This is a genomic window from Caulobacter sp. AP07, from assembly GCF_000281955.1.
Lineage (GTDB): Bacteria > Pseudomonadota > Alphaproteobacteria > Caulobacterales > Caulobacteraceae > Caulobacter.
On record NZ_AKKF01000040.1, the window covers coordinates 1 to 14,118 of the forward strand.

Consider the following 14,118-nt stretch of genomic DNA (forward strand, 5'->3'; position numbering starts at 1 on the left):
GGCGGCCGCCTGTCGCTGGCGCCGCTGCTGCACGACGGTGTCGTACTCGCTGCGCGGCACCAGGCCACGGTCCAGCAGCGCCTTGGTCTCCCCCAGCTTGGCCTCGATATCGCCCAGTTCGGCGTCAGCGGTCGTGACCGCGCGCGCGGCGCGCTTCACCTCCGGCCCCTGCTCCCAGTTGTCCAATCGCGACGCCTCCGCCTCGGCCCTCAGCCAGGCGATCTCGGCCTCGGCGCGACTGCGGCCCACATCGGCGGGGTCGAGCTCGACCAGCACCTGCCCCGCCTCGACCTGGTCGCCGTAGGTGAAGCGGACCTCGGCCACGCGGGCGTCGAACGGCGCCGTCACGTCGATCCGGGCCCCCGGGGCGATCCGGCCCGTGAAGTTGGCGGACAGGACAAAGGGCCCGCGCTGCGCCACGGCGCTCTGTTCCGTCGCGACGTCGCCGGTGGCCTTGTCGCGGCCGCGCGTCATGCCCACCACCAGCAGGCCGCCGACCACCACGGCCAGGCCCGTATAGAGCCACCCTCGGCCCCATCGCGCCCCTAATCGTTCAAGGAAATGCGCCATGTCTCGAGCGTGCTCCCGATTTGCTGGTCCAGCGCCGTCAGCGCGTTGAGGTAGGCGATCCGGGCCGTCAATTCCTGGCTGTCCGCGGCCCTCAGCTCGGACTGGAAGGACAGCACCTCGAAGTTGGAGGCGCGCCCCACCCGCAACTTTTCCTGCTGCAGCTCCAGGGCCCGTTCGGCCAGGTCACGGGCGCGGCGCGCGGCCTCCAGCTGGCGCCAGGTGCTCTCGGCCGTCTGGACGGCGTCCTGGATCTGAGCCTCGACGGCCGCCGCCAGGTCCTCATAATAGAGCTCGGCGGTCTTCAGGCTGGTCGAGGCGGCCAGGTCGGCCTGGCGGGCGGAATAGTCTCCGATCGGGATGCCCAGCGTCAGGCCGATGGTGTGATCCGTGCGCCCCGACAGCACGCCCGGGCCCCAGTCGCCGTCTTGCCGGGTCAGGGAGCCGACCACGGACAGGTCCCACAGGCGGTTGTTGCGCGCCACGGCGGCGGCTTGCCGCGCCTGCTCGATCGACTTGCGCTGGGCCAGCACGTCGACCCGCGCCTCCAGCGCCAGTTCGACCGCCAGGTTCAGATCGACCTCGACATGCGTGGCCGCGATGTCGTCGGACGCCATGACATTGGTGCGCGGGTCGAGCGCCAGCAGCCGAAGCAGGGTCACCTGAGCCGAAGCCCGCTGGCGACGGGCCTCCAGCACCGCCACCTCCTGGTTCGCCACGCCGGATTCCGTCTGCACAATATCGGCCGCCGCCATCCGGCCGGCCTCGATCAGGGCCCGGTTGGTCTCGAGCAAGGCGCGGGTCCGCTCCAGCGACAACTCGGCCAGACGCAGCTGCTCCTGCGCCTGGATCAGACCGCGATAGGCGAAGACGACGGCCGTGACGGTGTCCGACACCGTCGCCTTCAGGCGCAGGCGATTGATCTCCTCCTGCAAGCGGGCGACGCGCACCGGGGCCATGTTGACGTCGAGGCCGGCGCCGCGCAGCAGGGGTTGTCGCAGGCTCAGGGACAGGGTTTTCCTGGCCCCGCCCGCGCCGCCCTCCAGCCGCTCGCGCCGGTCCCACACGAAGGCGGCGGTCGTCCCCAGCGGCGTGCGCCAACCGGCCGAAGGCGTAACCACCGCCTCCGTCGTGGTCTCGCCGCTCGCGGAGCGACGTCGCACCACCTCGGCCGCGACCCCGCCCACCGGAACGAAGGCGCGCTGGGCGACGAAGAGATCGAACCGTTCGACCGCGCGCTGCAGATAGGCCGAACGGATGGTGCGGTTCTGACGCAAGCCCAGCGCCACGGCTTCCTCGAGGCCGAGATTCAGCGCGGCGCCGGACGGGACCGGCGTCGCGGAAGGCGAAGGCACGCCGGCGACCGGCGACACGCTGAAGGACGGCACGCCCACGACGCCTTGGGCCTGGGCGCCCGCCGCCGAAGCCGTCGCCACGCCGCATATGGCCAAGACACTCGCCCACGCCACCCGACTAGTCCGCACGCAGGGCCTCGATCGGATGAACGCGCGACGCGGTGATCGCGGGATAGAGGCTGAAGATCAGGCCGACCACCGCCGCCATGCCCGGCCCCAGCGGCAGCACCCAGAGGGCCAGGTCGAAGGTCCAGCCGGACATCTTGGCGATCATCGCCGTCGCCGCCACGCCCAGCGCCGCCCCCAGCGCGCCGCCGCTGAGCGACAGCACCACCCCCTCGATCAGGAACATCAGCCGGATGTCGCTGGGCGTCGCCCCGATCGCGGCGCGCAGGCCGATCTCGCGCCGTCGCTCCATCACCGTCATCAGCATGACATTCATCACCCCGATCCCGCCGACCAGAAGGGAGATCGCGCCGATCGCCGTCAAGAGCCGGGAATGAACCGCCGCCTGGGCGTTCATGGCGCGGATCATGGCCCGGGCGTCGCGGACCTGGACGCCCAGCCCCGGACGGCTCAACCGCGTGGTCAGGCGACGTCCGACGGCCTCGGGATCGGCGTCGAGGCGCAGGCGGATCAGGGCGGCCGTCGGGTCCGGCCCCGCCACGCGGCGCGCGCAGGCCAGCGGGATGACGACGGCCTGGTCGTAGTCGACGGGGCTCAGCGCCTCCATCGGCACGGGCCGCAACAGGCCCACGACCGTGAAGCCGTAGTCGCCGACCGTGATCAAGGCGCCCGGCGCCAGGGCGGAGCCCGGTCCGGACAGGTCGCCCGCCAGCCGCGCGCCGACCAGGGCGGCCGCGCCGCAATCGTCGATCGGTCCCAGCAGCCGCCCCGTCGCGGCCCGCAATCCGGCGACCTCGGCCATCGCGGGCGGCACGGCGGCGACCATCGCGTCGAGCTGACGGGCGCCGGCCCGGACCGGAAGTCGCGCCGTCGCCAGCGGCGTGACCCGCACCACTCCGGGTTCGGACGCGGCCGCGGCCTTCAGCGCCCCGAGGTCGAGCCCGACCGGTTCGGCGCCGGTCGGCTGGGCCACGACCTGCAGCATGTCCACCCCCGTCTGGCGGAACCGCTTCAGGGTCTCCAGCTGCGCCATGTGGCCGAGATTGAGCAGGGCGACGATGGCCCCCGAGCCGATGACCACCCCCAGCAACGCCAACAGCGAGCGCCGCCCCTGCCCCTTCAGATTGTCCAGGGCTTCGACGAACAGGGCGGTCGGCGCGGCGTTGGTCGTCATGTCGCCTCCTCGCGCGGGGTCCGGATGCGCCCATCCCGGATCTCGATCAGGGAGTCGCAGCGGGCCGCCAGGTCCGGGTCGTGGGTGACCATGACGATCGTCGTCCCCAGCCGCCGGTTCAAGTCCCGCAGCAGATCCATGACGGTCGCGCCGGTGGCGGTGTCCAGACTGCCGGTCGGCTCGTCGGCGAGGATCAGGCGCGGTTCCCCGATCAGGGCGCGGGCCAGGGCGACGCGCTGGCACTGGCCGCCCGACAGCGCCGCGGGCCGGTGGTCGACCCGGTCGGCCAGGTCGACGCTCTCCAGCATGGCCAGGGCGCGGGCGCGTCGTTCGGCGCGCGGCGCGCCTCGATACAGCAGGGGCAGCGCCACGTTCTCCCAGGCCGTCAGGCGCGGCAACAACTGGAAGGATTGGAAGACGAAGCCGATCATGCGGTTGCGCAGTCGCGCCGCTTCGGCCGGCGACTGGAAGGCGACCCGCTGTCCGTCCAGCCGGATCTCGCCGCTGTCGGGCTGGTCCAGGAGGCCGATCAGGTTCAGCAGCGTGCTCTTGCCCGAGCCGGACGGGCCGACGATGGCGACAAGATCGCCGGCCGGAATGCTCAGCGAAATGTCGTGCAGCACCGGCACGCGCGTGGGGCCGGCCCCATAGGCCTTCGACACGCCGACCAGGGCCAGCGCGGCGGGCGCGCCCCCAAAGCAAGAAACGCCGGGAGCCCGAAGGCTCCCGGCGAGGTCAGGGATGGAAGGGTCGAAATTCGACCGCGCCATCAGGCGGCTCAGGACACCGTCAGGGACGGCGAGCTCTTGAGGGTGCCGGTGATGGTGCACGTTCCGGGCGAGCCCGGAATGGTGGCGCCCGTGAAGGTGACGCTGCCCGGCGAACCGTTGGTCCAGTTGGTGGTGATGTTGCCGCTGCAGTTGCCGAGGATCGAGGTGGCGCCGATGCCCGTGATGGTGATCGAGGTGCCGCCGTTCGGGGTGATCGTCCAGTTGAAGCCGGTGGGCGAGATCAGCCAGCCGCATTGCCAGTCGCCGGGGGCGAAGGAACCGCCGGTGATGGTGGCCGAGCCGCCGCCGGCGGCCACGGTGCCGTTCAGCGTGACGTTGCAGTTGACGGTCGTCGACTGCTGCAGGGTCAGCGTGCCGGTGAGGGTGAAAGCGCCGGAGGGGCTGATGGTCGCAGCCGAGGCCGAAGCGGGGGCGGAAAGGCCGGCCACGGCCAACACGGCGGCGGACAGAATAGAAGCGCTCTTCAACATGTCGTCTTCCTCCTATTGCAACCTCTCATTGGAGGTCTGAGCGATGCAACTACTAACAGCAGGGGGAGTCAAATTAAATTCTCAATAAAAAACAATGGCTTATACGAACAACGCATCATCACACGGCGCCCTTGGAGGACGTCGCGAAAAAAGCCGCCGCCCCGGCCATGCGGGGCGGCGAGTCGCCGAGCGGTGCGCTAGAAGCGCTTGGACACGCTGAACGCCACGAGACGTGGATCCAGGGTGAAGACGTTGGCGGTCAGGCCGGTGTCGTCGCTGTTGGTGAAGGTGTCGGTGATGGGCGTCTTGTCGAACAGGTTCTTGACGTAGGCCTGGAAGACCAGGCCCTGGTCGGGCCGCTCGAGCGTCACCGACAGGTTGGCGTTGTCCCAGGCCTTCAACCGGTCGTATTCGGTGTTGTAGACGCGGGCGTAGCTGCTGCCCTGATAGTAGTAGTCGCCGCGGAACGTCAGGCTCCATGGGCCCCGGAAGAAGGTGTACTGAGCGCCGATGTTGGCGGTCCAGTTCGGCGCGTTGGGCAGCTCATTGCCGCTCAGGTCCGCCTTGAACCCGCGCCCGCCGTTCGGGGCCTCGGTCAGCGGGTCATAGTTGAAGCCGAACAGGCGCCAGAAGGGCACGCTCGACGGGAAGTTCGGATTGAACGTGCCCGTCCGCAGCGACCCGCCGCACAGGGCCTGAAGCGCGACGACCGTCATCTCCGGCGGGAACGGCCGCGAAAGGATGGTCTGCACGTACTTGGTCGGGGCGACGCAGTTCGACGGCACCTGGAGCCAGGGGCGCAGCACCATCCAGTCGGGATTGCCCTGGGTGCGGTTCATGACGTCGATGGAGCTTTCGCCATCGCCGATCCGCGTCTTCAGATAGCCGAAATTGGCGTCCACCCGGAAGGCGCGGTTGGGACGGAAGACCGTCTCCAGTTCCAGCCCCATGCTCTTGGCGTCGAAGTTCTCGTTCAACGAGATACGGTCGACGATCTGCGACACCTGGTAGTCGGTGTAGTCGTAATAGAAGGCCGTGGCGTTCAGCCTGACCTTGCCGCCATGGAGCGAGTTCTTGGTCCCGATCTCGAAGGCGTTGACGTATTCCGGCTCGAATTTCTCGGGCAGAGGCTGATACTGGATGACCGTCGGATTGATGTCGACGCGCGGCGGATTGGACCCGCCGCCTTTGTAGCCCCGTGAGTAGGAAGCGTAGACCAGGGTCTCGTCGGTGAAGCTGAGCTTGGGCTTCCAGTCCAGCACCAGCCGGCCGGTGACGGCGTCCCACCGCTGATCGATGTCGGGCAGAGCCGGATAGTCCCGGCTGACATAGCCGCCCGACGACGGACCCGGATTGCCGCGATCCGCGCCCAGCAGCAGCTGGCTGGGATAGGGGGTGCTGACCTTGCGGTCGTCGGTGTAGCGCAGTCCCGCCGTCAGCCGGAACTCGGGCGACAGGTCCAGGTAGCCCTCGCCGAACACCGCCCAGGACCGGGTGTGGATGACGTTCTTGCTGCGGAAGTAGTTGTGACCGTCGCCGGCCAATTGGTTCATCGGCGTGGGATCGACGTAGATGCATTCCTTGGTCGTCTGCGGCGTGCAGGGCTGGGTCTGCCGTCCAACATTGCTCGGCAGACCGACGGCGACGTTGTAGTAATATTCAGCCAGGAACGTGAAGACGTTGTTGAAGACGAAATAATCGTCCTGGGATTTGAAATCCAGATAGTTGGCGCCGAGGCTGAAGTTGAACTTTCCGTCGAAGTCCGACTGCAGACGCAGCTCCTGGGTCCATTGGCGGTTGTCGGACCGGCTCAGGTCGGCCGACACCATCCGGTTGGACATGCCCAGCTGGGGATCGGTGTAGTACCCGCCAGGCGTCGGCGTGGTCGGGGCGACGATCGGCCGGCCCAGGACGTCGAACAGGCCGTCGGAGTTGCTGAAGATCGGATTGGAGACGAACCGGTTGTAGTCCTGCGAGGAGTAGTAGTTGTCCTCGGCATAGGCCGTCTGGGAGACCAGCTTCAGCTTGTCGCTGAGGTCGAACTCCATGTTGAACTGCACCACGTTGTTCTTCACACGGAAGATCGGATCGTAGCTGGTCGCGATTTCGCGCAAGTTCCGGGACTGGGTCAGGCCCGCATAGGGGTCGGTGCCCAGGGGCACCGCCTGGACAGGTCGGCCCTGGGCGTTCTGGCCATAGGACAGAGACGCCAGGAAGATGTGGGCGAAGGCGCCGCCGTTGGGCACGCCATAGGCCGCGTCGCTATACAACGAGCCCGGCAGGCAGCCCTGGCTCAGCCGGTTGCGGATGATCGGCGAGGTGATGGTGACGCTGCCCGCCCGCGTCGGGCCGGGGTCGGTGGTGCACAGCTGCTTGCCGGTGCGCGAGCGGTTGTCGTCTTCCTCGAAATGCTCCCAGATCAGGTTGGTGCGGAAGCGGCTGGTCGGCTCCCACGCCGCCGACAGGCGGGTGGACCACAGATCGCGGTCGTTCACGTGGGTGTTGTTGAAGCTGTTGTAGTCGAAGCCGTCGCGCTTGGTCATCGAACCGGCGGCGCGCACGGCGAAGGTGTCGCCGAGCGGCACGTTGATCATGCCCGACATCCGGCGGGAGTCGTAGTTGCCGACCTCGCCCTTGATCACGCCCTCGAACTCATGTCCCGGCAGCTTGGGGATCATGTTGACCACCCCGCCGGTGGCGTTGCGGCCGTACAGGGTGCCCTGCGGCCCGCGCAGCACCTCGACCCGCTGGACGTCGAGATACTCCTGCTCGAACAGTCGGTTGCGGATCAGCGGCGTGGAGTTGAAGCTGACCGCGACGGCCGGGTCGCTGCTGGCCGAGATCGCCTTGGTCCCGATCCCGCGGATCGAGAAGTTGTACATGCTGAAATTGGCCTTGGAGAAGGTCACGTTCGGCACGGCCCGCACCAACTCCGAGCCCCCCTCGATCTTCAGCGTATCCAGGTTCTCGGACGACAGGGCCGTCACGGCGATCGGCACGTCCTGGATCGATTCCTCGCGCTTCTGGGCCGTGACGATGACGTCGTCGAGTTGCGTCACCTCCTGCGCCCAGGCCGACCCCGCCCCGACGGCGAGAGCGACGACCGACGCGGTGACAGCCAGACGCGCGCGAACACAGGCCGATGAAGCCATGCAGAATCCTCCCCTGACCCGGCCCAACCCCTCAGCTGGACCGATATGAACGTTTCCTCCGCCCCTGATCTTTGTCCGTCTGGCAGGGCGAAACGCCGACGGCTTTGCGCCGCCAACCATCCATCTATTCACCACCCTGTCAATACATTACTTACATTGGTGTTTAGTGACGTTGGGGAAGTTTCGCGCCGCTCTGGTCGGCGACATCGCGGCTCCAGGAACCGCCCCTCGGGGCGCGGACCGGTCATCGACAAGGGTTCGCGGATGATGCGCTTCGGCCCGTCGAGACCGACGGTGTCCGGCCCGGAGCGCCTTCAGGGCAAGGCGCGCCGGGAGTCAGAAGACCCCAGGCGCTGTAGGCGTGGGCCGATCGAAACACCACGCCAACCAGACGGCTCAAGACACCGTCGAGGATGGCGAACGGGTGAGCGCACCGATGACGGCGCCTGGGCCGGGCCAGCCACTACAACCTCTCGTTGGAGACCAAGCCACGAAAAGCGCCGAGGTCCGACCGGGCGAGACGGAGCATCAAGGCTGCGCGGGTGCGCTGGAAACGTTTGCTGAAGGCCGCGAGGCGCGCCTCAGATCGGTGGCCAGGGCCGAACAATCCATGCAACGCCATATATTTACTTAAATGTAGATACATAGCTTCCATTGACACAAAACAACGTCAGGGAGAGCCGACACGCGCCCCTTGCCGACGGCGTCGCCTTACCGAGAACCGCCCCAAGGGCCGGACCAATCGCCCTCCCCGGCCCCGAACAGAGGGGCTCATCCAGAATTTTCGCGCCGATCTTATATTTACATAAATGTCAAAATATCCACTATCGCTTGACCTGGCGAGGGGGAGACCATGGACGCTGACGTGATTGTCGTCGGAGCCGGACTGGCGGGGTTGGTCGCGACCAGCGAACTGATCCGGGCGGGCAAGCGCGTCGCCCTGGTGGACCAGGAGAACGCCGCCAACCTGGGAGGTCAGGCGTTCTGGTCGTTCGGCGGCCTGTTCCTGGTCAATTCGCCGGAGCAACGACGCCTGGGCGTGCGCGACAGCTTCGACCTGGCCTGGCGGGACTGGCAGGGCAGCGCCGGCTGGGATCGGCTGGACGGCCCCCTGCCCGAGGATGAATGGGCGGTGCGCTGGGCGCGCGCCTATGTGGAATTCGCCGCCGGGGAGAAGCGCGACTGGCTGCGCCGCCACGGGATCAAGCTGACCCCCATGGTCGGCTGGGCCGAACGCGGCGGCGGCCACGCCTTCGGCCACGGCAACTCCGCGCCACGCTTCCATGTCGCCTGGGGCACGGGCACCGGCGTGTCGGAGCCGTTCGCCCGGCGCGCCCGGGAGGCCGCCGCCGGCGGCCTGCTGACCTTTCATCACCGGCGCCGGGTCGACGAACTGCTGGTCGAGGGCGGTCGGGTCACCGGAGTCGCCGGGGCCATTCTGGCGCCGGACGACGCGGGGCGCGGCGCGCCGTCCAGTCGCGAGGTGGTCGGCGACTTCACCCTGAAGGCCCAGGCAATCGTCCTGGCCACCGGCGGCATCGGCGGCGACCATGACCTGGTGCGGCGCTTCTGGCCCGAGCGGCTGGGCGCGCCGCCGCGAAACATGATCACCGGCGTCCCGGCCTATGTCGACGGGCGGATGCTGGACATCGCCGGCGCGGCCGGCGCCCGGCTCGTGAACCGCGACCGCATGTGGCACTATGTCGAGGGCGTGCGGAACTGGAGCCCCATCTGGCCCCGTCACGCCATCCGCATCCTGCCGGGCCCTTCGGCGATGTGGTTCGACGCCCTGGGCCGACGCCTGCCCTTCCCCGCCCTGCCCGGCTACGACACCGTCGCGACCCTGCGCCACCTCCGCACGACGCCGGACCTGGCCGAGCACGACCACTCCTGGTTCGTCGTCACCCAGAAGATCCTGGAGAAGGAGTTCGCCCTTTCCGGGTCCGAACAGAACGGCGACATCACCAACCGCCGAGTGCTGGGCCTGTTGCGGTCGCGCCTGGGCAAGGGCGCGCCGCCGGAGGTGGAGGCCTTCAAGCGCCACGGCGCGGACTTCGTGGTCGCCGACACGCTGGAGACCCTGGTCGGCAGGATGAACGCCCTGACCGAGCAACCCTTGCTGGACGCGGCGCTGGTCCGCCGCCAGGTCGAGGACCGCGACGCCCAGATCGCCAACCCCTTCGCCAAGGACCTGCAAGTCATGGGCATCCACAACAGCCGGCGCGCCCTGGGCGACCGGCTGGCGCGGACGGCGACGCCCCACCGCATTCTCGACCCGAAGACGGGACCGCTGATCGGGGTCAAGCTGCACGTCCTGACTCGCAAGTCGCTGGGCGGACTGCAGACCGATCTTTCGGGCCGGGTGCTGACGTCCGGCGGCGCGCCGCTGGAGGGGCTGTTCGCCGCCGGCGAGGCGGCGGGCTTCGGCGGAGGCGGGATGCATGGCTACAACGCGCTGGAAGGCACCTTTCTCGGCGGTTGCATCTTCTCGGGCCGGGCGGCGGGGCGCGCCCTCGCGGGCATGGTCTGAGCCGCCCCGTCCCTACAGGCAAGCCTCGCAGGGAACCGGCGTCGCCACGGGGCGCTCGCGCCGCGCCGCCAGCACCAGGGCGACGCCCGACGCGGCGGCCAGGCCGGCATAGGCCGAGGCGCTGACCGCGCCCAGGTGATCGACCAGCACGCCGCCGAAGATCGCCCCCATCGCGATGGCGACCTGGAAGGTCGAGGTCAACAAGCCGCCCGCCAGCTCGGCCTGGTCGGAAGCCTCCGAGGTCGCCCAGGCCTGGAAGCCGACCGGCAGCATGGCGAAGGCGAAGCCCCAGACGGTCAAGGCGATCGCGACCACGGCAGGCCAGGCGCCCAGGGTCACGATCGCCAGGGCCGAGGCGGCGACCAGGCCCGCGCCGCCCAGCACCGCCAGGCGCGGATCGCGTTCGGCCAGGAAGGCGCCCGCGAAGTTGCCGAAGAACCCGGCGACGCCGAAGGCCAGCAGGACCAGGGAGATCGCGCCGACGTCCAGCCGCGTCACCTGCTCGAGCACGGGACGAACATAGGTGAAGCCGGCGAAGTGGCCGGAGATCACCAGCAGGACGCCGACGAGGGCTATCGCGACGCTGGGGCGACGCGCCACCTGCAACAGGCCGCGCAGGCGCGGCGGCGCCGTCGGCGCCAGCCTGGGCAGGGTCAGCACCTGGGCCAGCAACGCCAGGGCCCCGACCACGCCGGCGATGACGAAGGCGGCGCGCCATCCCAGGACGTCGCTGACATAGGCCCCGACCGGGGCGGCCGAGACCGTCGCCACCGACACGCCGGTGAAGACGATCGACATCGCCCTGGGCAGGGCCCGGACCGGCACCAGCCGCATGGCCAGGGCCGCGGCCATCGACCAGAAGCCGCCCAGGCTGGCGCCCAGCAGGATCCGCGCGACCAACAGCATGGGCAGGTTGACAGCGAAGACCGTCAGCAGGTTCGAGGCGCACAGCAGCGCCATCAGGCTCCACATCACCAGCCGCCGGTCCAGGCGCCCCGTCAGCACCGGCGTCAGGGGCGCGGCGATGGCGCCGATGACGGCGGTGGCGGTGACCGCCTGGCCCGCCGCCCCGACGCTGACGCCCAGGTCGGCCGCCAGCGGCGTCAGGACGCTGGCCGGCAGGAACTCGGAGGTCACCAGGGCGAAGACGCCCAGGGCCAGGGCCCCGATCGCGGCCCAGGCGGCGGGCGGCTCGGCGCTGGACCCGACCTGGATCTCCGGGATCGAGGCGTCCTGGGCCTGCTTGGCGATCGTGGAACCATCCATGGCGGTCTCCGGTGCTCGGGCGCTCTAAGGCCCGGTTACTGACGTGTGGTGTTTTGGCGAAAGGGGCGTTGACCGGCGACTAGTCGGGGAAGAACCGGCTGGATGGCCGCTTCAGGCCCAGGTTCTCGCGCAGGGTCGCGCCCTCGTACGCGGTGCGGAAGATTCCACGCCGCTGCAATTCGGGAACCACCTTGTCGACGAAGTCGTCGAGCCCCTCGGGGAGGTAGGGAAACATGACGTTGAAGCCGTCGGAGCCCTCCTCCTCCAGCCAGCGCTGCATCTCGTCGGCGATGGTCCTGGGCGTGCCGACGAAGGCCGGACCGCCGTAGCTGCCCATGCGCGCGGCGAGTTGGCGGATGGTGAGGTTCTCGCGCTGGGCCAGGTCGATCACCCGCTCGCGGGCGCTGTGGCTGGCGTTGGTCGGCGGGATCTCGGGCAGCGGGCCGTCGGGGTCATAGGCCGACACGTCGTGGCCGAGCATGCTGTTGAGCGTGCCGATGCCGCTGTCGTAGTGCACCAGGCTGTCGAGCTTCGCCCGCTTGGCCGTGGCCTCCTCGAGGCTGTCGCCGACCACCACGAAGGCGGCCGGCAGAATCTTCAGGCTGTCGGGGTCGCGGCCGACCAGCGCCATGCGGCGCTTGATGTCGGCGTAGAAGGCCTTGGCGGCTTCCAGATTGGCCCCGGCCGCGAAGATCACCTCGGCGGTCTCGGCCGCCAACTGGCGTCCGGCTTCCGAGGCGCCGGCCTGGATGATCACCGGCCAGCCCTGCACCGGACGGGCGATGTTCAGCGGCCCGCGCACCGACAGGTTGGGTCCCTTGTGATCCAGCACATGCATCCGGGCCGGATCGAAATAGAGCCCGGCCTCGACGTCGCGGACGAAGGCGTCGTCGGCGAAGGAATCCCAGAGACCGGTGACCACGTCGTAGAACTCGCGCGCCCGGTCGTAGCGGGCGTCGTGCTCCATGTCCTCCTCGAGCCCGAAGTTCAGGGCGGCGTCGGGGTTGGACGTGGTGACGATGTTCCAGCCCGCCCGGCCGCCGCTGATGTGGTCCAGCGAGGCGAAGCGCCGGGCGATGTGATAGGGCGCGTCGTAGGTCGTCGAGGCGGTGGCCATCAGGCCGATATGCTCGGTGACGGCGGCCAGGGCCGACAGCAGGGTGAACGGCTCGAACGAGGTCACCGTGTGGCTGCGCTTGAGCGCGTCGACCGGCATGTTCAGCACGGCCAGGTGGTCGGCCATGAAGAAAGCGTCGAACTTGCCCCGCTCGAGCGTCTGGATGAACCGCTTCATGGCCGGGAAATTGAAATTGGCGTCGGGGATCGCGCCCGGATAGCGCCAGGCCCCGGTATGGATGCTGACCGGCCGCATGAAGGCGCCCAGCTTCAGTTGCTTGGTCTGGCTCATCGGAGCGTCCCGCCGCCGGCGAGGATCGACCTCGCCCGTCTGGCGCAGAGATAGGCGCGCGCCTGGCGCTTCGCCGCGCTCGGGCCGTGCAAATTTCCGCAAGGCGTGGCCAGCATTTCTGTCTGGCCGCCCGAGCGCCCGCCGACTCAGCAGCGCGGCTCAAGCCTCACTTCAAGGATCCCAATTCGTGGAGCCGCCGCACGGCGCTGGTCGAGGGTCCGCCGATCCTGACCCGCTTGAATCGCCGATGTCGGATGGGGAGAACCATGAGCGGGCCCCGCCCGTTGAGACCCTGGTCACAGCCATCCCAGCCGCCCCGCCAGACGAACACCTCCGCATGGACGTCACTCACGAGGTCCCGAAGCCGGAGGCCCGCCTGGCCGGGGGCAAGCGCGGATGGACTCGGACCTTCGACCGCCTGCACGCTGACCTTCAAAAACCGGAACCGAGGAGAAACGCCGTGAAGATCGTCACCAGCCTGAGCTTCCAGGGCGAATGCCGCGAAGCCTTCGACTTCTACGCCCGCGTGTTGGGCGGAAAGGTCACCGCCGCCTTCCCGTTCGGCGAAGGCCCGGCCGACATGCCGGTCGATCCCAAGTACAAGGACTGGCTGATGCACTGCTGGCTGGAGGTCGGCGACCAGGCCCTGATGGGCGCGGACATGCCGCCCGAGTTCGCCCCGAACATCGACAAGCCCAAGAACGGCTTCGACGTCACGTTCCATACCGAGGACGCCGCCGAGGCGAAACGCGTCTTCGAGGCCCTGTCCGAAGGCGGCAAGGTCGGCATGGCCTTCGCCGAGACCTTCTGGTCGCCCGGCTACGGCAGCCTGACCGACCGGTTCGGCATCCCGTGGATGGTCAACACCGTGCCCGGTCAGGACTGGCGTCCGGCGGGCGGAGCGGAATGAAGCCTCGCGAGGAGGGCTCCGCCTGAGAGGGCCAGCAAGCCCAAGGGAGACATGGCGTGGATAAGGTGGTCGTGGCGTTCGCCACGACCACGAGGTCCGATTCGAGCCAGCGCCCTGCGGGACATGCGGGCGCGAAGCCTCACCGCGCCCACGGACAACGATCGTCTGGGCGCTTCGAGGATTCCGAGGCCCTCATGCTTCCATGACGCCCGCGGTGGCGTCAGTGCCGGGTCTGCGAATGTTCGCCGCCGGGGCGGGCGATATCGGCCAGGGCCGCTCCGACGGGCCCGGCCGCGCGGATCGCCGCCAGATCGCTGAGCGACACGATGCCGACCAGGCGCTTGTCACGGCTGAGGACCGGCAGCCGCC

General features: G+C 69.1%; 10 protein-coding genes. 2 read left to right on the forward strand and 8 right to left on the reverse strand.

The window, feature by feature from the left end:
- The 6 genes from PMI01_RS03740 to PMI01_RS03765 form a co-directional block, all read right to left on the reverse strand.
- A partial coding sequence (locus PMI01_RS03740; protein WP_007663249.1) for a biotin/lipoyl-binding protein occupies window positions 1–570 on the reverse strand: 570 nt, incomplete at its 3' end.
- Complete coding sequence (locus tag PMI01_RS03745) at window positions 546–2,018, reverse strand: TolC family protein (protein WP_202948068.1); 1,473 nt, start codon at window positions 2,016–2,018, stop codon at window positions 546–548. The genes PMI01_RS03745 and PMI01_RS03740, both read right to left, overlap by 25 nt.
- A 22-nt stretch (window positions 2,019–2,040) precedes the next feature.
- A complete protein-coding gene (locus PMI01_RS03750; RefSeq protein WP_007663253.1) occupies window positions 2,041–3,222 on the reverse strand; it encodes an ABC transporter permease in 1,182 nt (393 codons plus the stop codon).
- The gene (locus PMI01_RS03755) at window positions 3,219–3,992 is read right to left on the reverse strand and encodes an ABC transporter ATP-binding protein (RefSeq protein WP_007663254.1); all 774 of its coding nucleotides are present in this window, start codon (window positions 3,990–3,992) and stop codon (window positions 3,219–3,221) included. The genes PMI01_RS03750 and PMI01_RS03755 overlap by 4 nt, the downstream gene beginning before the upstream one ends.
- Window positions 3,993–4,000: 8 nt before the next feature.
- On the reverse strand, window positions 4,001–4,483 hold the full coding sequence (locus PMI01_RS03760) for a hypothetical protein (RefSeq protein WP_007663256.1): 483 nt from the start codon (window positions 4,481–4,483) through the stop codon (window positions 4,001–4,003).
- Between the two features lie 197 nt (window positions 4,484–4,680).
- Window positions 4,681–7,635 carry a TonB-dependent receptor gene (locus PMI01_RS03765; RefSeq protein ID WP_007663258.1) on the reverse strand — a complete coding sequence of 985 codons (2,955 nt, stop codon included), beginning with the start codon at window positions 7,633–7,635 and terminating at the stop codon, window positions 4,681–4,683.
- An 853-nt stretch (window positions 7,636–8,488) separates the two neighbouring features.
- Between PMI01_RS03765 and PMI01_RS03770 the strand changes: the two genes are divergently transcribed.
- Window positions 8,489–10,165 carry an FAD-binding dehydrogenase gene (locus tag PMI01_RS03770; RefSeq protein ID WP_007663260.1) on the forward strand — a complete coding sequence of 559 codons (1,677 nt, stop codon included), beginning with the start codon at window positions 8,489–8,491 and terminating at the stop codon, window positions 10,163–10,165.
- Between the two features lie 12 nt (window positions 10,166–10,177).
- On the opposite strand, the gene PMI01_RS03775 is transcribed toward PMI01_RS03770, so the two are convergent.
- Together PMI01_RS03775 and PMI01_RS03780 are read right to left on the reverse strand one after the other, a co-directional pair.
- Window positions 10,178–11,431: an MFS transporter gene (locus tag PMI01_RS03775; protein WP_007663261.1), complete on the reverse strand. Its 1,254-nt coding sequence runs from the start codon at window positions 11,429–11,431 to the stop codon at window positions 10,178–10,180.
- Window positions 11,432–11,510: 79 nt separating this feature from the next.
- The gene (locus PMI01_RS03780; RefSeq protein ID WP_007663262.1) at window positions 11,511–12,839 is read right to left on the reverse strand and encodes an LLM class flavin-dependent oxidoreductase; all 1,329 of its coding nucleotides are present in this window, start codon (window positions 12,837–12,839) and stop codon (window positions 11,511–11,513) included.
- A gap of 460 nt (window positions 12,840–13,299) precedes the next feature.
- Between PMI01_RS03780 and PMI01_RS03785 the strand changes: the two genes are divergently transcribed.
- Window positions 13,300–13,749 (forward strand): VOC family protein, encoded by a 450-nt coding sequence (locus tag PMI01_RS03785; RefSeq protein WP_007663263.1) that lies wholly within the window; start codon window positions 13,300–13,302, stop codon window positions 13,747–13,749.
- Window positions 13,750–14,118: the final 369 nt, after the last annotated feature.

Excerpts from the sequence above, each read along its gene's own strand:
- PMI01_RS03750 (WP_007663253.1), bottom strand. The coding sequence starts at position 3,222 with ATGACGACCAACGCCGCGCCGACCGCCCTGTTCGTCGAAGCCCTGGAC.
- PMI01_RS03755 (WP_007663254.1), bottom strand. The coding sequence starts at position 3,992 with ATGGCGCGGTCGAATTTCGACCCTTCCATCCCTGACCTCGCCGGGAGC.
- PMI01_RS03760 (WP_007663256.1), bottom strand. The coding sequence starts at position 4,483 with ATGTTGAAGAGCGCTTCTATTCTGTCCGCCGCCGTGTTGGCCGTGGCC.
- PMI01_RS03765 (WP_007663258.1), bottom strand. The coding sequence starts at position 7,635 with ATGGCTTCATCGGCCTGTGTTCGCGCGCGTCTGGCTGTCACCGCGTCG.
- PMI01_RS03770 (WP_007663260.1), top strand. The coding sequence starts at position 8,489 with ATGGACGCTGACGTGATTGTCGTCGGAGCCGGACTGGCGGGGTTGGTC.
- PMI01_RS03775 (WP_007663261.1), bottom strand. The coding sequence starts at position 11,431 with ATGGATGGTTCCACGATCGCCAAGCAGGCCCAGGACGCCTCGATCCCG.
- PMI01_RS03780 (WP_007663262.1), bottom strand. The coding sequence starts at position 12,839 with ATGAGCCAGACCAAGCAACTGAAGCTGGGCGCCTTCATGCGGCCGGTC.